Here is a 21077-nt window from a genome sequence, read left to right as displayed (position 1 = left end):
TCGAACAAAATGATAAGTATAGAAGTCGAGGCGAGGAGGGGGATTTTTGGGAACAATCTGGCGTAAAAAAGCCGGGCATGCCCGGCTTACGTGTGAAGCTAACTATCAGGATACGTGCTGAAGGAACTCCTGCAAACGCTGGCTCGGCGGGTTCGCGATCAGCTCCTGCGGGTTACCGTCTTCCGCGATGCGGCCTTTATCAATAAAGATCAGGCGGGACGCCACTTTCTCAGCAAAGCCGATTTCGTGGGTTACGATCACCATCGTCATCCCTTCTTCCGCCAGATCCTGCATGACCTTCAGCACCTCGTGACGCAGCTCCGGGTCGAGTGCGGACGTCGGCTCATCAAACAGCATCATTTTCGGTTTGACCGCCAGGGCGCGGGCAATTGCCACACGCTGCTGTTGACCACCGGACAGTTCGGAAGGGTAGTGGTGCGCACGTTCTGCCAGACCGACTTTTGCCAGCAGATCTTTTGCCAGCGCTTCCGCCGCCGCTTTGCTGGCACCGCGCACGCGCAGTGGGCCAAACATCACGTTTTCCAGCGCCGTCAGGTGCGGGAACAGGTAGAACTGCTGGAACACCATGCCCGCTTCCTGACGAATCAGACGGTCATCCACTTTCGGGTCGTTCACCTTCAGGCCGTCGACGATCAAATCGCCGCTGGTGATCTCTTCCAGCTTGTTGATGCAGCGCAGCAGGGTGGATTTACCGGAGCCGGATGGCCCAATAATCACCACCACTTCACCCTGTTTGATGTTCAGATCGATATTGTGCAGCACCTGGGTTGGGCCAAAGTGCTTGGAAACGTTTTTAAATTCAATCACAGGATTTTCATCCTTCTTTCAAGACGACGCAGAACGAAGCTCAGAACCAGAGTAATGATCAGGTAGACAACGGCTACCGCACTCCAGATTTCCAGCGCGCGGAAGTTGCCAGCAATGATCTCCTGACCCTGACGGGTCAGCTCGGCCACGCCGATAACAATGAACAGCGACGTATCTTTGATGCTGATAATCCACTGGTTACCGAGCGGTGGTAGCATGCGACGCAGCGCCAGCGGCAGAATAACGTGGCGGATCGTTTCGCGACGAGAAAGACCTAGCGCCAGACCGGCTTCACTGAAACCTTTATGAATCGACAGCACCGCACCGCGGGTGATTTCCGCGATGTAAGCGCCTGAGTTGATCATAATGGTCACGACGGCTGCGCTGAACGGGTCGATGCGCAGGTCGGTGAACGCCATTGGCAGGGCGAAGTAGATGAACATGACCTGCACGACGATAGGCGTGCCGCGGATCACTTCGATGAAAACCAGTGCGATATGGTTTGCGATCCAGCCGCCGTAGGTGCGAGCGAAACCGGCGACAAGACCGATAATCAACCCACCAACCAGACCCAGGACCGAAATCCACAGGGTCATTTTAGCGCCTTCAAGCAAGAGTGGAATGGCAGGCCAGATGGCGCTCCAGTCAAACTGCATGATGTATTCCTGTATACCGTGGTGAAAAACGAAAAACGTAGGCCCGGTAAGCGGCAGCGCCACCGGGCATTACAAACCTGAATTCAGGTGAAATTATTTAGGCTCGGTACCGAACCATTTTTTGTAGATTTCGTTATAGGTGCCGTTCTCTTTCAGCGTTTTCAGCGCGCCGTTAACTTTCGTGCGCAGCTCGTCGCTGCCTTTCGGGAACGCGATACCGTACTGCTGTGCTTCCAGAGACTCACCAACGGCTTTGAACTTGCCGTTACCTGCTGTTTTGATGAAGTACAGGATGTTAGGCGTGTCGTGCAGAACAGCGTCAGCACGGTTGGTGCCGAGTTCCATGTACGCGTTGTCGATGTTCGGGAACTGACGCAGGTCTTTGGTTTTGATATTTGCTTTCGCGTAATCAACAGAACCGGTGCCGCTCTTCACTGCCACCACTTTGCCGTCGAGATCTTTCACGCTTTTTACGTCGTTATTATCGGCTTTGACCATGACCAGCAGGCCGCTTTTGTAGTAGCCGTCAGAGAAGTCGATCGCTTTTTTACGTTCATCGGTAATGGTGATGCCTGCCAGCGCCAGATCAACGTTCTTGGTTTGCAGTGCCGGGATGATGCCGCTGAAGTCCATCGGCTTCAGGGTGTAATCCAGCTTGAGTTCTTTTGCGACAGCGGCCCACAGATCCACATCAAAACCAACGTATTTATCACCCTGTTTGAATTCAAACGGAACGAACGCCGTGTCGGTCGCCACAACCAGTTTATCGGCAGCCTGAGAGGACACTGCAAAAGCCAGGGTAAGTGCAGCCAGTGAAACTTTTAATACAGACTTCATAGCATTTCCTTTTATATCCACGGGGCGATCCCCTGCGAGAACAGGTGGCACAATGAAAAAATCGTGCCAACTTTACAAGCTGTTGTTTTGCAAAGGGGATGATGTCATGCATTGCACAATAAATGGGGCAATGAGGTTTTATTGCACCAAAGTGGAGCACTGTTTTGGTGCGCTTCGTTTGGCTCAACTGACGGGGAGATATTTAGCGTAAATTCTGACGAAAAAACAATCTTCCGTTAACGGTTGTGTGAAGTGATTATTACATTTCGTTCACTTTTGCAGGTGTGCAGACAAAAACTGTGCACCATAGATGTGCAAAACCCTCACCGGAGGGCGAGGGTTTGATAGAAAATTCGTATGAATTACTCGATGTTAGATTCGATAAACCACAGGAACTGATCCAGGTCGCGGGACGCGGCGGTGAAAATGTCTGCAGTATCTTCGTCTTTGGCTTCGCCAATCGCTTTGCGCACGTCATTGGCCACAATCGCGTAGCGGTCCGCCAGCTCTTTCAGGTGATCCTGAACGGTATGGATATCCAGCGGATAACTCTTCAGCGGCGTTTTGCTGTTGATCACCTGCGTGGTACCCAGCGCCACGCCGCCTAGCTGAACGGCACGTTCAGCCATCGTATCGAGGTGGGTAACCAGTGCTGTGCGGAAGCCATCCAGCATTTCATGAACGGCAATAAAGTTTGCACCGCGCATATTCCAGTGGGCCTGTTTGGTGATCAGCGAAAGATCGATGAACTGGATCACCTGGCGATTCAGCAACTCAATAGTCGCTTTTTTGTCGCTATCCGATACATCGTTACGGGTATAAAGCAGATTAGACGCTTTCGTTTTCACCAGTTTAGCGGTACTCATAATCTCATATCCTCTTGATGTTTATGTCCCAGGTAATTACGGAACTAAGTATAGCACCGGATTTTTTGTCTGCGGTTTGGCTGTGCCTATCGGTTTAATAGCGAGAAGGAGGTTGAGAATTTAATTGCTTGAAATTAATGGTTAATTTTAAAATTGATACAGATCAATCTTAATTGCTGAATGGGGATGTAAACGCAGAGGGATATTTCGCAAATAGCGTAAAGTGTGTAAGAAATTATAACGACTGTCTTTCTGGCCTTTATTCTGCATGGCGTGGAGGCCATGCAGAATATATGGCCTTAGCTGATATCCACTTTCTCAACTTTAGGTTCAGGGCGCATGGTGAGCGTCGAGCCCATTGATGCCGCGATAATCGAGCAGAGCGCCAGCGTCTGGGTCAGTGTGAGTGTTTCGCCGAGAAACACCATCCCGGAAATGGCGGCTAGCGCAGGCTCCATGCTCATCAGGGTGCCAAATATGCGTGTCGGCAGACGCGTAAGGGCAATCATCTCCAGAGAATAGGGGAGTGCGGTAGAGAGAATCGCGACCGCCAGCCCGATGGGCATAACCGACCATTGCCAGATAGATTCGGTAGCCTGCGCCATGCCGATGGGCACAAAGACGATGGCAGCGATCAGTGACCCCAACGCGACGGTCGCCGGACCGTGCTCTTCTCCCGCACGCTGGCCCGTGAGTATATAGACGGCCCAGCAGGCGCCTGCACCCAGAGCCAGGGCTGCGCCCGTCAGATCAATCTCAGCGACACTCTGGCCCAGGGGAAGCAGGAACCATAATCCCAGCACGGCTAACACGACCCAGATAAAATCGACCGCACGTCGCGAGGAGAAAAGCGCCACCGCCAGCGGGCCGGTAAACTCCAGCGCGACGGCGATCCCCAGCGGTATCGTCTGAATAGAGAGGTAGAACAGATAGTTCATTGCCCCCAGGGAGAGTCCATAAAACAGCAGGGGTAAACGCTGCTCCTTTTTGAAGCGCAGACGCCAGGGTTTGAAAATGACCACCAGTATCGCCGTGCCCAGCACGATACGCAGGGCGGTGACCCCAGGCGCGCCAACCAGCGGAAAAAGCGATTTTGCAAGCGAAGCACCGCTTTGAATGGACAACATGGCGATGAGTATGACTGCGACCGGCAACCAGACCGACGACGTGCGGGATAACCCAGGCATCCTTTCTCCTGTCAGCTTATGTCAAATGAGGTAAAGGTTGCAGTGTAAAGGAAATAAGCGGCAACGGTTGAGGCGCTGTTGAAAAAAAACCTCGTGAAATCCGTAAAATGGTTAAGCGCTGGTGGATTTATCGCCTGATAGATTAGGAATAATCTGGATGAATGTAACGGCGCGTGCGCGCACTATGCGCATTTAGTAGTGAAAATTGCATGTGATTTGAAAGAGATAGCTGACGCTGGAAACGTTCTGTTACAGGAAAGGTTTCATTAGACATCACGAATCACAAAGAGTTTCGCAAATTTTTTTGATATATTTAAAACTTACGGACTTACTTGAAGCACATTTGAGGTGGTTATGAAAAAAATTGCATGTCTTTCAGCACTGGCCGCTGTACTGGCTGTTTCCGCAGGTACCGCTGTAGCTGCTACTTCTACAGTTACTGGTGGTTACGCTCAGAGCGACTATCAGGGCGTGATGAACAAAGCTAACGGTTTCAACCTGAAGTATCGCTACGAGCAGGATAACAACCCACTGGGCGTGATCGGTTCTTTCACCTACACCGAGAAAGATCGTTCTGAAAACGGCGCATACAACAAAGGCCAGTACTACGGTATCACTGCTGGTCCAGCTTACCGTCTGAATGACTGGGCGAGCATCTACGGTGTTGTAGGTGTTGGCTACGGTAAATTCCAGCAGACTGAAAACCTGAGCGAAAGCCGCACTGCAAGCAACAGCGACTACGGTTTCTCCTATGGCGCAGGCCTGCAGTTCAACCCAATCCAGGACGTTGCTCTGGACTTCTCCTATGAGCAGAGCCGTATCCGCAACGTTGACGTTGGCACCTGGATCGCGGGCGTAGGTTACCGCTTCTAATCACTCCGGTGATTAAATAAAAAATCCGCCCATTGTGGCGGATTTTTTTTTAGAAGGTAAAAGCAAAACGGCAACCTCTGGTTGCCGTTTTTAGTGTTTGTACCCTCTCCCTGTGGGAGAGGGCCAGGGTGAGGGCATCAGACCGCACGAGACGGCAGAAACTACTTACTCTTAATATCAAAAATATCCGTACCCAGATGGTTATAGTCAACTTTCTGTAACTTGAAGTTGGTAACGTACACTGGGGGAGCTTTCTTGTTAGAGACAAACGGGTAAGCCGTTTTTATCTGCTCGGCCTTAATCCCCGTCCACTGCGAGAAGAACTGCAGGAAATCATTTGCCGAACGACGCGCTTTAATCACGCGATGCGTTTTATCATCACTCGACAGCACCATAAACGGCACCTGGAAGTTCTGTTGGAACTTGTCATCGTGCGCCAGGTACTGCACCTCTTTACCACGCTCTTTAAACGCCAGCCCGTGATCCGAGAAATAGACCATGGAGAAGCTGTCGCCCGTATTGCGTAGCTGATCGTACAGCTTGCTCAGCAGGTCGTCGGTTTGCGTCATGGTGTAGAGATAGCAAGACGTCTCTTTGGACTGCACGAACTCCGCGTACTTCCCGCCGGTCCGATCGCAGGCCTGCGGGTGCGACCCCATCAGGTGCAGGACGATCAGCTGAGGCTGGGTGCGCGGCGTGGCGAAGACCTGTGCCGTCATTTTCAACAGCGCTTCGTCTTTGGTGTTTTTGTCGGCTTCAAAGTCGCCGTTCTTCAGGAACTGCACTTCGTCGGCACGCTTGGCGATACTGGCGATGGCCGTATCGTATTCGCCAATTTGCCCCTGATTGGAGAACCACCAGGTCTGATAACCCGCGCGGTTTGCCAGGGTGACAAAATTATCCTGATACTGAGGTTTGCCGTCGACGACCCGGTTAAGCGTCAGGCCGAGCGATTTCTGCGTCGAGCCGCTGGCCGCGACATAATCGGTAAACAGCGTGCCTTTGACCGAACTGGCAAACGGTGTGTTATCCCAGTGTCCGCCGAAGGCTCCCATTGCATCGCGACGTGCACTTTCGCCAATCACCACCACATAGGTGTGATATTTCGGCTTAACGGCCAGCACGTTCCAGGTGTCTTTCATATTGGAAAGCTCAGCCATGCGCGCCTGTTCGTCGAGAACCTCTTTATTATTTACAACGACGTCTTTCACGAAGCGGAAAACCGGATAGCCGATATTGATGAGCCTTAGCTTACCGTCCCAGGGAATATTCTGGATGGGGGCGACGAACGCCACGGCAATGCTGAACACCAGACAGAGTATTTCGATCTTACCCCAGGATTTTTTCTCGCCCGACTGACGGCGGATGGCGATAACGCCCAACGCGAAGATAAAGATCCCGACCACGTAGCTGTACCACGGGAAGATCGTCAAGATCTCCGTCGACTCTTCCATATTGGTCGAGTGCAGCGCCAGCAGGGTATTAAAGTTTGGCGCGCCGTAAGCCTGGCCAAACGGGAAATAGAGTGCAGCAACCAGCGAACAGATCCCGATTAACGCCTTTTGCACGCGCGGTGCGGCTCGCCACAGCACATGCAGAACGCAGGTGAACGCCACCGCGTAGAGCAGGCTAAAGGGATAACCCAGCGCAAAGTTAATCAGTAATGACTGCAAAAAGTAAAAACCCGTCCACGGGCTTAAGGCCCGGCTGCGGGTCACAACGGTATCTATCAGGGTTACATTCATAGGTCACTATCATGGATGAAAACGCCATGTGCTCACCCTGGCGTCAAGGGTCATAACCTGCCTGACAGTGCGTGGAGAGGGAATGAGGGTCCGCTTCAGCGAGCCGCAAATTGTGCAGGGCTGCAAGAAGATAGTGCGAGCGCTAAATAATATCAACAGTTGCTAAGCAGATGTTTTGCGAAGGGGACTGCAAATCCGTAAAAAAGATCGGGAATAAGGCGGCTGGAAGCCAGTTTACAGCGAGATTGTGACGGGAAAATGAAGCGGCGTACCGCAACGCCGCTTAGTGGGAAGGTTTGTCGTCCTGATGCGGTTTGTTGTTAAACATATCGCACAGCATGTTCAACAGCATTAAGCGCACTTTAAAAGGAGAGTGAGTAAACACGGTCATGCACCTCTTGAATTCGTTCATAAGACCTCCTGAGTTTTGATCCCTTCGATCCGTGAAGGGTGACTGCATTACATACAGATATAGCACAGGCTATATTGTATAGCTATGGCTATTTCGTTAATTTTTTGTGCTTGCGGAGCTATGGTTTACAATGTGCGCTCTCCAAACCGGGCGCTGGAAGCGTCACCCCACTGAGGAAGTACAATGAACCGTCGCGCAGGTCATCCGACAATAAGGAAAACGACGCAACTGGTGAATGTTGAAGAACATGTCGAAGGTTTTCGCCAGGTCCGCGAAGCGCACCGGCGTGAACTGATTGATGATTATGTTGAACTCATTTCCGATCTGATCCGTGAGGTTGGTGAAGCGCGCCAGGTCGATATGGCCGCCAGGCTGGGGGTTTCACAGCCAACTGTCGCTAAAATGTTAAAACGCCTGGCCTCCGTGGGCTTAATTGAAATGATCCCCTGGCGCGGTGTTTTTCTGACGCCAGAAGGGGAGAAGCTCGCGCAGGAGAGCCGCGAGCGCCATCAGCTTGTCGAGAATTTTTTACTGGTGCTGGGCGTTAGCCCGGAGATCGCCCGCCGGGATGCGGAAGGAATGGAACACCACGTTAGCGAAGAGACGCTGGTGAAGTTTCGCGAATTTACCCTTAAATATGGTCCCTCCGCTGAATGAAAATCCCTGGACTGCAGGCCCTGGCACGCGATCGTTTCTTCCATCTCTTATTAATTATTGGCGCAGCGTTAAGCCTCTTTGTGCCGTTTGCCCCACACGCCTGGCCCGCCGCGATTGACTGGCGCACCATCATTACCCTGAGCGGCCTGATGATGCTCACCAAAGGGGTTGAGCTGAGCGGCTATTTTGACGTCCTGGGACGTAAAATGGTGCGCCGCTTTGCCACCGAACGCAGGCTGTCCCTGTTTATGGTGTTCTCCGCCGCGGTGCTGTCGACGTTTCTGACCAACGATGTGGCGCTGTTTATCATCGTGCCTCTCACGCTTACGCTGCGTAAGCTGTGCGAGATCCCCGTCAGCCGCTTGATCATCTTTGAAGCGCTGGCCGTCAATGCAGGCTCACTTCTGACGCCAATCGGCAACCCGCAAAATATCCTTCTCTGGGGACGGTCCGGTCTGTCGTTCGCCGCCTTTACCTGGCAGATGGCCCCTCTGGCGCTGGTGATGATGCTGTCGCTGATGGCGGTGTGCTGGTTTGCATTTCCGGATAAAAAGCTGCAGTACCACAGCGGCACAACGGGTCCGCAGTGGCAGCCTCGTCTGGTGTGGAGCTGTCTCGGGTTATACATCGTCTTTCTGTTCGCGCTGGAGCTGAAGTATGAGCTGGCGGGCGTCCTGCTCGTTGCCGCGGGTTTTGTTGTCCTGGCGCGTCGCGTGCTGGTGAGCGTGGACTGGACGCTGCTGCTGGTCTTTATGGCGATGTTTATTGATGTGCATCTCCTTATCCAGCTTCCGGTGCTGCAAAATGTTCTGCACAGCGTCAGCACGCTGTCTCAGCCGGGGCTGTGGCTGACGGCGATTGGCCTGTCGCAGTTTATCAGCAACGTGCCGTCCACCATTCTGCTGCTCAACTATGTTCCGCCCGATACGCTCCTGGCCTGGGCGGTGAACATCGGCGGGTTTGGGCTGCTGCCCGGTTCGCTGGCAAACCTGATTGCCCTGCGTATGGCCAACGACCGTCGTATCTGGTGGCGTTTCCACGTCTGGTCGATTCCGATGCTGGTTTGGGCCGCGGCGATCGGTTTCGGAATATTCCTTCTCATATAGTGCGCAATTTGTCAGTTTTTCCTGGCAAACGTATAGCAACGTCCTAGCTTTAGTGAACGGCATAGTGTGATGCCGCTCACTGACAGGACCGTTGCTGAACTATGGCTGAAGATCAAAACCCGCCTGCTGACGAGCAGGAAAAAAACAATAATGAGCGTAAGCGCCCGGGCAAGAAACCGTTAATTATCCTCGGCATTGTCGTGGTGGTAATGGTCGTCGTGGCGCTGGTGTGGTGGTTTTTAACCCGTAACGAAGAGACGACCGACGACGCCTTTACCGACGGCGACGTGGTGACGATTGCCCCCAAAACGGCGGGCTACGTCACCGAGCTGCGCGTGCGCGATAACCAGCGCGTGAAAAAAGGGGATCTGCTGGTGGTTATCGATCCTCGCGATACCACCGCACAGCGCGATCAGGCTCAGGCGCAGCTTGGGCTGGCGCTTGCTCAGCTGCATCAGGCGCAGGCACAGCTGGCGCTCTCGAAGGTGCAATATCCCGCCCAGCGTGACGAAGCCAAAGCGCAGGTGCTGAAAGCGCAGGCCGATCTGGCAAACGCGCAGGCGGAGTACCGCCGTCAGCGCGGCGTTGACCCGCGTGCGACTACCCAGCAAAGCATCGATTCCGCGAACGCTCAGTTGCGTAGCGCCCAGGCAGGACTGGCTAGCGCCCAGGCACAGCTGGAAGTGGCGGAGCAGGTTCAGCTGCAGATTCGCCAGCAGGAAACTAACGTTGAAGCGCGCGAGCGTCAGGTCGATCAGGCTAAAGCGCAGCTGGAAACCGCCAACCTTAACCTCTCTTACACCGAAGTCCGCGCCCCGTTCGACGGTGTTGTCACCAAACGCAACGTGCAGCCCGGCACGCTGGTGCAGGCGGGAACGGCGCTGTTCTCGCTGGTTTCCCCGAACGTGTGGGTGGTCGCGAACTTTAAAGAGTCGCAGCTTGAGCGCATGAAGCCGGGCGATAAGGTCACCGTGTCCGTCGACGCGTGGCCGGATATGGAGCTTGAGGGCCACGTAGACAGTATCCAGCAGGGCAGCGGCTCACGCTTCTCCGCCTTCCCGGCAGAAAATGCCACCGGTAACTTCGTCAAAATTGTGCAGCGCGTGCCGGTCAAAATCGTGATTGATAAGGGCCTCGATCCTAACAAACCGCTGCCGCTGGGGCTGTCGGTGGCACCGAAGGTGACGGTGGAATGACGGATCACAGCCACGACAGCTGGAAACCCGCCAGCAACCCGTGGGCGGTGGCGATTGTCGTCACCCTGGCGGTGTTTATGGAAATTCTGGACACCACTATCGTCAACGTGGCGCTGCCCCACGTGGCCGGCTCGCTCTCGTCCAGCTATGACGAATCGACCTGGGTGTTAACCAGCTATCTGGTGGCGAACGGTATCGTGCTGCCCATCTCGGCGTTTCTGAGCCGGGTGTTTGGGCGCAAGCAGTTCTTCCTGATCTGCATCGTCATGTTCACCGTCTGCTCGTTCCTGTGTGGCATCGCCACCGAGCTGTGGCAGATCATCCTGTTCCGCGTGATGCAGGGCTTCTTTGGCGGCGGGCTGCAGCCCACGCAGCAGTCGGTGCTGCTCGACTACTTCAAACCCGAAGACAGGGGCAAAGCGTTTGGTCTCTCCTCCATTGCGATTATCGTTGCGCCGGTCCTCGGCCCGACGCTGGGCGGCTGGATCACCGATAACTACTCCTGGCGCTGGGTGTTCTTCATCAACATTCCGGTGGGGATTGTGACGGTGCTGGCGATCTACCAGCTGCTGGAAGATCCGCCGTGGGAGAGCAAATCGAAAGAGAAGCTGAGTATCGACTGGACGGGGATCGGCCTGATAGCGCTGGGACTGGGCTGTCTGCAGGTGATGCTCGACCGGGGGGAAGACGAAGACTGGTTTAACTCGAACTTTACCCGCACTTTCGCGGTATTAACGCTGATCGGCATCATTGGTGCGATTTACTGGCTGATGTATGCCAAAAAGCCGGTGGTTGACCTTCATTGCATGAAGGATCGAAATTTTACCGTCTCCAGCCTGCTGATGGCGGGGATGGCGATGATCCTGTACGGCAGCTCGGTGGTGATCCCGCAGCTGGCGCAGCAGGACCTGGGCTACACCGCCACCTGGTCCGGGCTGGTGCTGTCGCCCGGGGCGGTGCTGATCGTATTAACTATCCCGCTGGTGCTGAAGCTGATGCCGGTGGTGCAGACCCGCTGGATTATTGCCTTTGGCTTTACCTGTCTGGCGGTGTCGTTCTTCTGGTCGCGCACGCTGACGCCGGATATCGACTTCGAAACCCTGGTGCTGTTCCGCAGCGCCCAGTCGATTGGGCTGGGGTTCCTGTTTGTGCCGCTGACTACCATTGCCTTTATTTCGATTCCGAGACGGCTCAACGCCGATGCGGCAGCGCTGTTCACCATGTTCCGCAACGTTGCGGGTTCGATTGGCATATCGCTCTCGACGGCGGCCATCACCGAACGCGCGCAGGCGCACAGCGCCCATCTGGCGTACCACGCCTCGCCGTTTAACGAGCAGTTCCAGCTCGCGATACGCGAAGGCGCGCAGGCGATCCAGAACTTCACCACCCAGGTGGGCGATCCCACCGGCATTGCCACCGGGCGCATGTACCAGACCATGATTGAGCAGTCGCGCATCCTGGCCTACATCGACGTCTTCACCATTCTGAGCGCGGTGGCCTTGTTACTGATTCCGTTTTGTTTGTTGCTCTCGCCGGTTAAGAGCGAGGGGAGTGCAGGAGCACATTGATGATACACAGACGTTTACACCCTCTGATGATAATGATGCTGCTGGCGGGCTGCGCCGTCGGGCCGGACTACCAGCAGCCCGCACCACCTTCCGTCACGCACTGGAACGATAAGGGCGACAGCGCGGTGAAGTCGCAAACCACCTCCGCCGCGACCAACCCGCGCTGGTGGAAAACCTTCGGCTCGCCGCAGCTCGACAGCCTGGTTGAACGCGCCATCGCCGGAAACCTGACGCTGCAGCAGACGGTGCTGCGCATCGCCGGGGCGCGTGAACAGATTAATCAGGCGGGCGGGGCGTTTTATCCGTCGGTGAACGGCAATCTGCAGGCGACGCGCCAGCAGCTTGGGCTGGAAGGGGAGCTGAAATCCCACGGCGTGTACGACCAGGTGGATAGCATCGATCCCAATCTGAAAGGCGCGCTGGGGCCGCTGACGCAGCCGATTAACCTCTACCAGGGCAGCTTCGACGCCCAGTGGGAAATCGACCTGTGGGGCAAGGTGCGTCGTCAGGTGGAAGCCGCCGAAGCGCAGCAGAAAGCGGCTATCGAGCAGCGTAACGACGCGCTGGTGTCGCTGGAAGCCGAAGTGGCGCGCGCGTGGCTACAGCTGCGCGGGGCGCAGAGCATTATCGCCACGCTGAACACCCAGATTAAAAGCGCGCAGCAGACGCTGGATCTAACCGAAAGCCGCCAGCGGGGCGGGCTGTCGCCGCAGATGGATGTGGAAAATGCCCGGGCGCAGTTAGGCAACCTTGAAGCACAGCTTCCGCAATATCAGGCGCAGGAGCGGCAGGCGATGAACGGCCTGGCGATCCTGCTCGGCAAGCCGCCGGGGGCGCTGGATGCGGAATTGCAAAGCGTGCAGCCGATGCCTGCCCTGCCGGATATTGTGCAAACGGGCATTCCATCCACGCTGGCGCGCCGTCGGCCAGACGTGCGGGAAGCGGAGGCGAACCTCCACGCCGCGACGGCGCAAATCGGCGTCTCGGTGGCGGAGCTGTTCCCGAGCTTTACGCTCTCCGGGCAGTTTGGCCTGCGCAACAGCGAAACCAACTGGCTGACCGACTGGAGCAGCCACTTCTACAGCTTCGGCCCGCAGGTCTCTATTCCCATCTTCCAGGGCGGTCGACTGGTCTCCAGCGTGAAGGTGGCGCGCGCGCAGCAGGGGGCGGCGGTGCTGGACTATCGCCAGACGGTGCTGACCGCGCTCGGCGATGTCGAAAACGCGCTGGTGAGCTATCGCACCGACCAGCAGCGTGAAGCGGGTCTCGCAAAAACGATCGACGCCCTGCAAAACGCCTTTGACCTGGCAAGCGACAGCTACCGGCAGGGGATTGCCAGCTTTATCGACGTGCTGGACGCTCAGCGTCAGCTGGCGCAGGCCCAGCAGCAGCGCGCACAGGCGCAGGTGCAGAGCGCGCTCGATCTGGTGGCGCTCTACAAGGCGCTCGGCGGCGGCTGGGAGCCGTATCAGCAGGTGCAATTACCGGACTACAGCGTCTTTGGCGACGCCCCGCGCGGATAAATTCAGAGGATTGGGCAAGAAACGGACAGGAACACCACATTCGCGATGGCTGAGGGGCGGGTATAACTATCGGGTACCCAATCGACATGCGAGGAATAACTTATGCGTTATCAAAAACTGGGCAACACCGGTCTGTTTGTTTCTGAACTGTGCCTCGGCACCATGACCTTCGGCGGTGAGGGCGGCATGTGGGGCAAGATTGGCCAGCTCCAGCAAAGTGAAGCCGAGCAGCTGGTGGGGGGCGCGCTGGATGCCGGGATCAACTTTATCGACACCGCGGACGTTTACTCTGAAGGGCGCTCGGAGGAGATCACCGGTCAGGCGCTGAAAAACCTTAAAATCCCGCGCGAGAACGTGGTGGTCGCCACGAAAGTGTTCGGCGAAACGGGAACGGCAGGGGTGAACTCGCGCGGCAGCTCGCGCTATCACATCGTCAGCAGCGTGAAGGAGAGCCTGCGCCGCCTGCAGCTCGATCATATCGATCTCTACCAGCTTCACGGCTTCGACCCCGCAACGCCGATTGAAGAGATGCTCTACGCGCTGGATAACCTGGTGCAGCATGGGCACGTGCGCTACATCGGCGTCTCGAACTGGGCGGCGTGGCAGATTGCCAAAGCGCTCGGTATTTCTGAACGTCTTGGGCTGGCGCGTTTCGCGTCGTTGCAGGCGTATTACACCATTGCCGGGCGCGATCTGGAGCGCGAGCTGGTGCCGATGATGCAGAGCGAAGGCGTCGGGCTGATGGTCTGGAGCCCGCTGGCGGGCGGCCTGCTAAGCGGAAAATATGGCCGCGACGGGCAGAGTGAAGCCGGTGGTCGCCGCCTGGAGTTCGACTTCCCGCCGGTGAATAAAGATCGCGCCTTCGACTGCGTGGACGTAATGCGCACTATCGCCGAAAGCAAGGGCGTCTCCGTCGCGCAAATCGCGCTGGCCTGGCTGCTGCATCAAAAAGCCGTGACCAGCGTGATTATTGGTGCGAAACGCGTCGATCAGCTGGACGACAATATCGCCGCGACCGGGATCCGCTTAAGCGAAGACGAGCTTAAGCAGCTTGATGCGGTGAGCGCGCTGCCGCGCGAGTATCCCGGCTGGATGCTGGAGCGGCAGGGGGAGTATCGTCGTAACCAGCTCGCACAGCAGTAACCTTCCTTTTCCCCGGTGGCGCTTCGCTTATCGGGGCTTTTTTCCCGCACTGCTCACAAAAAACGATCCTCCTCTTTGATCCAAATTTAATCTTCGCCTATATGACTAGTCATGAAATTTTAAATGACTAGTCATATAGGGAGAGACCATGAACAAATCACTGCCAGCCAATTTTTTATGGGGCAACTCGGTGTCCAGCATGCAGACGGAAGGGGCCTGGAACGAGGGCGGGAAAGGCATGTCGGTGTACGACATTCGCGAAGCCGGGGAGAACATCTCCGACTGGAAAGTCGCGACCGACTCCTACCACCGCTACCGGGAAGATTTCGACCTGATGCAGGATCTGGGCATAAACTGCTACCGCTTCCAGATCTCATGGAGCCGCGTCTGCCCGCAGGGCGACGGCGATTTTAACGACGAGGGCATCGCGTTTTACGACCGTTTTATCGACGATCTCATCGCCCGCGGCATCGAGCCGATGGTTTGTCTTTACCACTTCGATATGCCGCTGGCGCTGGCGCAGGAGTACAACGGCTTCAACGACCGCCGCGTGATGGACGCCTTTATCCGCTACGGTAAAAAGATGATCGACTGCTATGGCGACCGCGTGAAGTACTGGCTGACCTTCAACGAGCAAAACATCTTCCACATGCCGGAAGCGTTCCGTATTTCGGGCTATATGAAAGGCGAGAAAACCCTGCGCGAGCTGTACGAGCTGCAGCATCACACCATGGTAGCGCACATGGCGCTGACCGAGTATCTGCACCAGACCAAACCGGGCCAACTGATGGGCGGCATGCTGGCGCACCAGCTGATCTACCCGGCCACCTGCAAACCGCGCGATATCTTCTGCGCCCAGCAGTACGATGAGTTCCTCAACCAGAACCTGCTGCGCGTCTTCGCCGGGCAGGGCTACAGCCCGGCGGTGATGGCGGTGGTGGAGCAGGAGGGCTTTGGTGATATCTATCGCGCCGAGGATCTCGCGCTGCTGGCGCGCACCAGAAACGACTATATGGCCTTCAGCTACTACGCCAGCAAAACGCTGGACAGCGATGCGATCCCGGAAGGCACGCCGGTGAACTATTACCTGCTGCACGGCGAGAAAAACAACCCGTACCTGAAGGCCACCGAGTGGAACTGGCAGATCGATCCGCTGGGCTTTCGCACCATCATCACCCGCTACGCCAACGACTGGCGCCTGCCTGTGTTCCCGATCGAGAACGGCATTGGGGTGATTGAGTCCTGGGACGGCGTGAACCCGATTGATGACACCTACCGCATCGACTACCACCGGGCGCATATCGAGGCTATGAAGGAGGCGATGTTCGAGGACGGGGCGGAGGTGATCGGCTACCTCGGCTGGGGGTTGATCGACATTCTCAGCTCTCAGGGCGACATGCGTAAGCGCTACGGTGTGGTCTATGTCAACCGTGAAAATCACGACCTGAAAGACCTGAAGCGCGTGCCGAAGAAAAGCTACGCGTGGTTAAAACAGGTTATCCATACCAACGGGCGCGAGATGTAAGCCGTACGCTGCCGGGCCGTTTTTGTGACTGATTGATGGGAACACTCCGCTATGTCTGAAGCAAAAATAACACCGCACATGCAGTCTTTTGTCGATAAATTTGTTGAGTTCTCGGCGCGCCTGGCAAACCAGGTGCACCTGCGCTCCCTGCGCGACGCCTTCGCCACGGTGATGCCCATTTTCATCCTCGCCGGTCTGGCGGTGCTGGTGAACAACGTGGTGTTTCCGTGGGTTTTTCACGGCGATACGCTGGCACACTTCAAAGTGTGGGGCGAGGCGATTATCAACGGCACGCTGAACATCGCCGCGCTGCTGCTGGCGCCGATGATTGCCTGGTCGCTGGCGCGCAACAAAGATTTCGACAATCCGGTCTCGGCAGTGGTTATCGCCGTCAGCAGCTTCATCATCATGATGCCGATGCGCCTGCAGCTTACGCCCGTCGGCAGCGACGCCGCGGTGAACGTCACCCAGGTGCTGACGTTCGCCAACATTGGCTCAACCGGGATTTTCGCCGGGGTGCTGATCGGGCTGCTCTCAACGGAACTGTTTATCGCTATTTCGCGCCTGAAGGCGCTGCACATTTCCCTCGGGGAAAACGTGCCTCCGGCGGTGAGCAAATCCTTTACTGCGCTGATCCCGACTATTCTCACGCTCTCGCTGTTTGCGATACTGGCGGCCGTGCTGGCAAACGTGCTGCACACGGACCTGATCCATCTCATTACCACCTTTATCCAGCAGCCGCTGCGGCTGATCAACACCAGCCTGCCGGGGACGATCTTCATCTACAGCTTCGGTAACTTCCTGTTCACGCTCGGTATTCACCAGTCGGTGGTGAACAGCGTGGTGCTGGAGCCGTTCCTGCTGATCAACACCAACGAGAACATGCTGGCCTTCGCCAACGGTCAGCCCATCCCGCATATCATCAACAACATCTTCGTGCCGACGTTTGGCATGGTGGGCGGCACGGGCAGCACGATCTCGCTGCTGATCGCCATCTTTATCTTCTCTCGTCAAAAATCGGCGAAGCAGGTGGCGCGTCTGTCGCTGGCGCCCGGTTTGTTCAACATCAACGAGCCGGTGATCTTCGGCCTGCCGATCGTGTTTAACCTGCCGCTGATGATCCCGTTTGTGCTGCTGCCCGCCATCGGCATTTACTTCGCCTGGCTCTGTACCACGCTGGGGTTAATGTCGCGCTGCGTGGTGATGATCCCCTGGACAACGCCGCCCATTCTCAGCGCCTGGCTGGCGACGGCGGGGGACTGGCGCGCGGTGGTGGTGCAGTTGGCAATCATTGTATTTGGTGTATTCTTCTACCTGCCTTTCCTCAAAATTGCCGAGAGAGTGGCGTTGAAAAACAGCGGGATAGAAAACTAACTGAAAGGAAGGACGATGGCGGCGAAGTACATCACCATAGCGCGGGAAATTAAGAAACGCATTATCAGCCAGCAGTACGCCGCCAACGAACCCCTGCCGGACCAGTTTGCGCTGGCGGCGGAGTTCAGCACCAGCCGGATGACCATTCAGCAGGCGATGCGCCAGTTGATCGTCGAAGGTCTGGTCTATACCCGCCAGGGGCAGGGCACGTTCATCCGTAAAAATTTCCTCCAGCTCTCGCAGTGGGATCTTTCCGGCAGCGACTACTTCGGCGCGACCAAAACCTGGGAACATCTGGGCACGGTGACCAGCCGGGTGGTGCATTTCGAGCTGCGCTTTCCGAATGAGAAAGAGCAGGCGTCGCTGATGATTAACGCCGATGCGCCGATCTATGACTTCATTAGACTCCGTTTGCTGAACGGCGAACCGATGTCGCTGGACTCCACGGTGATGCCGATGAATCTGGTGCCGGGCCTGACGAAAAACCATCTTGAAGGTTCGGTGTTCCAGTACGTGCAGGAGACGCTGGGGCTGAAAATTATGGGGTCATATCGGGTGGTGCGGGCGCTTAAGCCCAACGCGCTGGACAGGGAGCATCTGGTCTGCGAGCAGACCGATCCCGTACTGGAAGTGGAGCAGGTGATTTATCTGGAGGATGGCACGCCGCTGGAGTATGCCCACTGCCACTATCGCTACGACCACGGAGGGATCGTGATCGTGAATAACGGGTAAAAAAAAGCGGGCAACGAGGCCCGCTTTTTTAATGCTTCACTATCAGTTCAAACGCACCGGCATACCGGAGCGGTTCTGCACCGCCTGGTCAACAATCGCCGTTTCTACGTCTGGCTGAGAGGTCACCGCCTGCACCGCGCTGTTCAGCGTAACAGGGACGATTTCGTTATTGTTGATCTGGTCTTCGCTGGTGGACAGCGGGTTGTGCACTTCGATGTAGCGGCTGCCGTCTGGCTCAGAGGTCGCTTTCACCGGTTCGTTGATGAACTGCACGCGCGTACCGACCGGCACGTTTTCGAACAGGAACTTGATGTCGTCGTTACGCAGGCGCACGCAGCCGTGGCTTACGCGCAGGCCGATACCGAAGTTGGCGTTGGTGCCGTGGATAGCGTACAGGCGGCCAATGTACAGCGCGTACAGACCCATTGGGTTATCCGGGCCTGCCGGCACAACGGCTGGCAGCGGTTCGCCCGCAGCGATGTATTCTGCGTGCATTTTGGCAGTCGGCGTCCAGGTTGGGCCCGCTTTCTTACGCTCAACTTTGGTGGTCCAGTTCATTGGGGTGTCTTTACCCAGCTGGCCGATACCGATTGGCAGCACGATAACGGTGTTGGTGCCTTTCGGATAGTAATACAGACGCATTTCGGCGCTGTTAATCACGATACCTTCATGAACGGTATCCGGCAGGATCAGCTGCTGAGGAATATTCAGCACGGTACCCGCTTTCGGCAGATACGGGTCAACGCCCGGGTTCGCTTCCAGCATGTTAGACAGGCCCAGCTGGTACTGCGCAGCGAAATACTCCAGTGGCTGAGAGTTACCTTCTGGTACCGTCACAACCTGGTTCTGGCCCACCAGACGGCTACCGTCTGTTGGCAGGGGATACGTCACCGCAGACGCGGTCTTACAAAAACCTACTACGGCTAACGCCGCCGCAAAAAGCGTTGTTAATTTCATGTTCATGTTGTGCGAGGTATCTAAGCCATTCTGGCGATGAGTTGATAAGTCTGAATCTGTGATGGGAGCGCATTATATGTGCATTCCCGCTCACAGGGAATTCAGATGTGTACGAAATCACATTTTTTTCGATTTTGTTAAAGTTTAGTGGATTGCCGCAACACGGGATCTCAATTCGGAATTGTGGCATAATGCCGTGTTTATCACACTTTTCGCAGGAATCTCCCCGTGTTAGTTACCAGCAACGTCACTATGCAGTTTGGCAGTAAGCCGCTGTTCGAAAACATTTCCGTCAAATTTGGCGGCGGCAACCGTTACGGCCTGATTGGTGCCAACGGTAGCGGAAAATCCACCTTTATGAAGATCCTCGGCGGTGACCTGGAGCCGACGCTCGGCAACGTATCGCTCGACCCTAACGAGCGTATCGGTAAGCTGCGTCAGGATCAGTTCGCCTTCGAAGAGTTCACCGTGCTTGACACCGTGATCATGGGGCATGGGGAACTGTGGGAAGTGAAGCAGGAGCGCGATCGCATCTACGCGCTGGCCGAAATGAGCGAAGAAGACGGCTATAAAGTGGCCGAACTGGAAACGCAGTACGGCGAGATGGACGGCTACTCTGCGGAAGCGCGCGCGGGCGAGCTGCTGCTGGGCGTGGGCATTCCAGTTGAACAACATTACGGCCCGATGAGCGAAGTTGCGCCAGGCTGGAAGCTGCGCGTGCTGCTGGCACAGGCGCTGTTCTCTAACCCGGACATCCTGCTGCTCGACGAACCGACGAACAACCTGGACATCGACACCATCCGCTGGCTGGAGCAGACGCTGAACGATCGCGACAGCACCATGATCATCATCTCGCACGACCGTCACTTCCTGAACATGGTCTGTACGCACATGGCGGATCTGGACTACGGCGAGCTGCGCGTGTACCCGGGCAACTACGACGAATACATGACGGCGGCCACCCAGGCCCGTGAACGTCTGCTGGCGGATAACGCCAAGAAGAAAGCGCAGATTGCTGACCTGCAGTCCTTCGTCAGCCGCTTTAGCGCTAACGCCTCTAAGTCGCGTCAGGCGACCTCGCGTGCGCGTCAGATCGACAAAATCAAGCTGGACGAAGTCAAAGCCTCCAGCCGTCAGAACCCGTTCATCCGCTTCGAGCAGGACAAGAAACTGTTCCGTAACGCGCTGGAAGTGGAAGCCCTGGCAAAAGGCTTTGAGAACGGCCCGCTGTTTAAAAAATTCAACCTGCTGCTGGAAGTGGGCGAGAAGATTGCCATTCTGGGTGCCAACGGAGTGGGTAAATCCACCATGCTGAAAACCCTGGTCGGTGAACTGCAGCCGGACAACGGGACCGTGAAGTGGTCTGAAAACGCGCAGATTGGCTACTACGCGCAGGACCATGAATACGAGTTCGAAAACGATCTGACCGTCTTCGACTGGATGAGCCAGTGGAAGCAGGAAGGTGACGACGAGCAGGCGGTGCGCAGCATTCTGGGTCGTCTGCTGTTCAGCCAGGACGACATCAAAAAGCCGGCTAAAGTACTCTCCGGTGGTGAGAAGGGCCGCATGCTGTTCGGCAAGCTGATGATGGAAAAACCGAATATCCTGGTGATGGACGAACCGACTAACCACCTGGACATGGAGTCTATCGAATCCCTGAACATGGCGCTGGAGATGTATCAGGGCACCCTGATCTTCGTCTCTCACGACCGTGAGTTCGTCAGCTCGCTGGCGACCCGCGTGATCGAAATTACGCCAGAGCGCGTAGTGGACTTCACCGGTAACTACGAAGATTACCTGCGCAGTAAAGGTATCGACGGCTAAAAAAAGCCCGGTGGCGCTACGCTTACCGGGCCTACGAGTCAGTTTGTAGGCCGGGTAAGGCGAAGCCG

Annotated in this window: 19 protein-coding genes; 11 read left to right on the top strand and 8 right to left on the bottom strand. The window is 56.1% G+C overall.

The annotated features are described in order from the left end of the window. Positions 1-105: 105 nt before the first annotated feature. The 5 genes from glnQ to rhtA form a co-directional block, all read right to left on the bottom strand. Entirely contained in the window at positions 106-828 is a 723-nt protein-coding gene (glnQ, locus tag NQ230_RS16500) for a glutamine ABC transporter ATP-binding protein GlnQ (protein ID WP_023310879.1), read from the bottom strand. Beyond that, a complete protein-coding gene (gene glnP / locus NQ230_RS16495; protein ID WP_003858462.1) occupies positions 825-1484 on the bottom strand; it encodes a glutamine ABC transporter permease GlnP in 660 nt (219 codons plus the stop codon). Before glnP ends, glnQ begins: the two co-directional genes overlap by 4 nt. Positions 1485-1577: 93 nt before the next feature. Next, positions 1578-2321, bottom strand: coding sequence for a glutamine ABC transporter substrate-binding protein GlnH (gene glnH / locus NQ230_RS16490; RefSeq protein ID WP_025757271.1), 744 nt, complete (start codon positions 2319-2321; stop codon positions 1578-1580). A gap of 362 nt (positions 2322-2683) precedes the next feature. Beyond that, positions 2684-3187, bottom strand: a complete 504-nt coding sequence (gene dps, locus NQ230_RS16485; protein WP_010428924.1) for a DNA starvation/stationary phase protection protein Dps — start codon at positions 3185-3187, stop codon at positions 2684-2686. Between the two features lie 299 nt (positions 3188-3486). Further along, a complete protein-coding gene (rhtA, locus tag NQ230_RS16480; RefSeq protein WP_121425387.1) occupies positions 3487-4374 on the bottom strand; it encodes a threonine/homoserine exporter RhtA in 888 nt (295 codons plus the stop codon). Between the two features lie 354 nt (positions 4375-4728). On the opposite strand from rhtA, the gene ompX reads away from it, so the two are divergent. Further along, positions 4729-5247, top strand: coding sequence for an outer membrane protein OmpX (ompX, locus tag NQ230_RS16475; protein ID WP_121425386.1), 519 nt, complete (start codon positions 4729-4731; stop codon positions 5245-5247). 161 nt (positions 5248-5408) lie between these two features. Here ompX and NQ230_RS16470 read toward each other — a convergent pair whose 3' ends face one another. Next, the gene (locus tag NQ230_RS16470; RefSeq protein ID WP_121425385.1) at positions 5409-6992 is read right to left on the bottom strand and encodes a phosphoethanolamine transferase; all 1584 of its coding nucleotides are present in this window, start codon (positions 6990-6992) and stop codon (positions 5409-5411) included. 283 nt (positions 6993-7275) lie between these two features. Then, positions 7276-7404 (bottom strand): manganase accumulation protein MntS, encoded by a 129-nt coding sequence (gene mntS, locus NQ230_RS16465; RefSeq protein WP_014831181.1) that lies wholly within the window; start codon positions 7402-7404, stop codon positions 7276-7278. A 183-nt stretch (positions 7405-7587) separates the two neighbouring features. Between mntS and mntR the strand changes: the two genes are divergently transcribed. From mntR to NQ230_RS16420, 9 genes are all read left to right on the top strand, one after another. Continuing rightward, on the top strand, positions 7588-8061 hold the full coding sequence (gene mntR / locus NQ230_RS16460; protein WP_045355726.1) for a manganese-binding transcriptional regulator MntR: 474 nt from the start codon (positions 7588-7590) through the stop codon (positions 8059-8061). Further along, a complete protein-coding gene (locus NQ230_RS16455; RefSeq protein WP_033145002.1) occupies positions 8058-9167 on the top strand; it encodes an anion transporter in 1110 nt (369 codons plus the stop codon). The genes mntR and NQ230_RS16455 overlap by 4 nt, the downstream gene beginning before the upstream one ends. Before the next feature lie 101 nt (positions 9168-9268). Then, on the top strand, positions 9269-10363 hold the full coding sequence (locus NQ230_RS16450) for an HlyD family secretion protein (RefSeq protein WP_257258279.1): 1095 nt from the start codon (positions 9269-9271) through the stop codon (positions 10361-10363). Next, complete coding sequence (locus tag NQ230_RS16445) at positions 10360-11931, top strand: DHA2 family efflux MFS transporter permease subunit (protein ID WP_257258278.1); 1572 nt, start codon at positions 10360-10362, stop codon at positions 11929-11931. Before NQ230_RS16450 ends, NQ230_RS16445 begins: the two co-directional genes overlap by 4 nt. Beyond that, positions 11931-13454, top strand: coding sequence for an efflux transporter outer membrane subunit (locus NQ230_RS16440; protein ID WP_252034756.1), 1524 nt, complete (start codon positions 11931-11933; stop codon positions 13452-13454). Before NQ230_RS16445 ends, NQ230_RS16440 begins: the two co-directional genes overlap by 1 nt. 102 nt (positions 13455-13556) lie before the next feature. Continuing rightward, on the top strand, positions 13557-14597 hold the full coding sequence (locus tag NQ230_RS16435) for an aldo/keto reductase (RefSeq protein WP_257258276.1): 1041 nt from the start codon (positions 13557-13559) through the stop codon (positions 14595-14597). Between the two features lie 148 nt (positions 14598-14745). Continuing rightward, positions 14746-16122, top strand: coding sequence for a glycoside hydrolase family 1 protein (locus tag NQ230_RS16430; RefSeq protein WP_257258274.1), 1377 nt, complete (start codon positions 14746-14748; stop codon positions 16120-16122). Positions 16123-16173: 51 nt separating this feature from the next. Continuing rightward, positions 16174-17496: a PTS sugar transporter subunit IIC gene (locus NQ230_RS16425; protein WP_257258272.1), complete on the top strand. Its 1323-nt coding sequence runs from the start codon at positions 16174-16176 to the stop codon at positions 17494-17496. Positions 17497-17511: 15 nt separating this feature from the next. Continuing rightward, the gene (locus tag NQ230_RS16420) at positions 17512-18228 is read left to right on the top strand and encodes a GntR family transcriptional regulator (protein ID WP_121425670.1); all 717 of its coding nucleotides are present in this window, start codon (positions 17512-17514) and stop codon (positions 18226-18228) included. Between the two features lie 42 nt (positions 18229-18270). Here NQ230_RS16420 and ldtB read toward each other — a convergent pair whose 3' ends face one another. After that, positions 18271-19191, bottom strand: coding sequence for a L,D-transpeptidase (ldtB, locus tag NQ230_RS16415; RefSeq protein ID WP_029740604.1), 921 nt, complete (start codon positions 19189-19191; stop codon positions 18271-18273). 222 nt (positions 19192-19413) lie between these two features. On the opposite strand from ldtB, the gene NQ230_RS16410 reads away from it, so the two are divergent. Continuing rightward, the gene (locus NQ230_RS16410) at positions 19414-21009 is read left to right on the top strand and encodes an ABC-F family ATPase (RefSeq protein ID WP_032661296.1); all 1596 of its coding nucleotides are present in this window, start codon (positions 19414-19416) and stop codon (positions 21007-21009) included. Positions 21010-21077: the final 68 nt, after the last annotated feature.

Origin of the sequence: Enterobacter asburiae (genome assembly GCF_024599655.1) — a bacterium.
Taxonomy (GTDB): Bacteria; Pseudomonadota; Gammaproteobacteria; order Enterobacterales; family Enterobacteriaceae; genus Enterobacter; species Enterobacter asburiae_D.
The sequence above is the reverse complement of the archived record's forward strand: the minus strand, read 5'-3'. Positions and strand labels throughout refer to the sequence as shown.

Coding starts and splice junctions, on each gene's coding strand:
- glnP (WP_003858462.1), bottom strand. CDS start 1,484: ATGCAGTTTGACTGGAGCGCCATCTGGCCTGCCATTCCACTCTTGCTT.
- glnH (WP_025757271.1), bottom strand. CDS start 2,321: ATGAAGTCTGTATTAAAAGTTTCACTGGCTGCACTTACCCTGGCTTTT.
- dps (WP_010428924.1), bottom strand. CDS start 3,187: ATGAGTACCGCTAAACTGGTGAAAACGAAAGCGTCTAATCTGCTTTAT.
- rhtA (WP_121425387.1), bottom strand. CDS start 4,374: ATGCCTGGGTTATCCCGCACGTCGTCGGTCTGGTTGCCGGTCGCAGTC.
- ompX (WP_121425386.1), top strand. CDS start 4,729: ATGAAAAAAATTGCATGTCTTTCAGCACTGGCCGCTGTACTGGCTGTT.
- NQ230_RS16470 (WP_121425385.1), bottom strand. CDS start 6,992: ATGAATGTAACCCTGATAGATACCGTTGTGACCCGCAGCCGGGCCTTA.
- mntS (WP_014831181.1), bottom strand. CDS start 7,404: ATGAACGAATTCAAGAGGTGCATGACCGTGTTTACTCACTCTCCTTTT.
- mntR (WP_045355726.1), top strand. CDS start 7,588: ATGAACCGTCGCGCAGGTCATCCGACAATAAGGAAAACGACGCAACTG.
- NQ230_RS16455 (WP_033145002.1), top strand. CDS start 8,058: ATGAAAATCCCTGGACTGCAGGCCCTGGCACGCGATCGTTTCTTCCAT.
- NQ230_RS16450 (WP_257258279.1), top strand. CDS start 9,269: ATGGCTGAAGATCAAAACCCGCCTGCTGACGAGCAGGAAAAAAACAAT.
- NQ230_RS16445 (WP_257258278.1), top strand. CDS start 10,360: ATGACGGATCACAGCCACGACAGCTGGAAACCCGCCAGCAACCCGTGG.
- NQ230_RS16440 (WP_252034756.1), top strand. CDS start 11,931: ATGATACACAGACGTTTACACCCTCTGATGATAATGATGCTGCTGGCG.
- NQ230_RS16435 (WP_257258276.1), top strand. CDS start 13,557: ATGCGTTATCAAAAACTGGGCAACACCGGTCTGTTTGTTTCTGAACTG.
- NQ230_RS16430 (WP_257258274.1), top strand. CDS start 14,746: ATGAACAAATCACTGCCAGCCAATTTTTTATGGGGCAACTCGGTGTCC.
- NQ230_RS16425 (WP_257258272.1), top strand. CDS start 16,174: ATGTCTGAAGCAAAAATAACACCGCACATGCAGTCTTTTGTCGATAAA.
- NQ230_RS16420 (WP_121425670.1), top strand. CDS start 17,512: ATGGCGGCGAAGTACATCACCATAGCGCGGGAAATTAAGAAACGCATT.
- ldtB (WP_029740604.1), bottom strand. CDS start 19,191: ATGAACATGAAATTAACAACGCTTTTTGCGGCGGCGTTAGCCGTAGTA.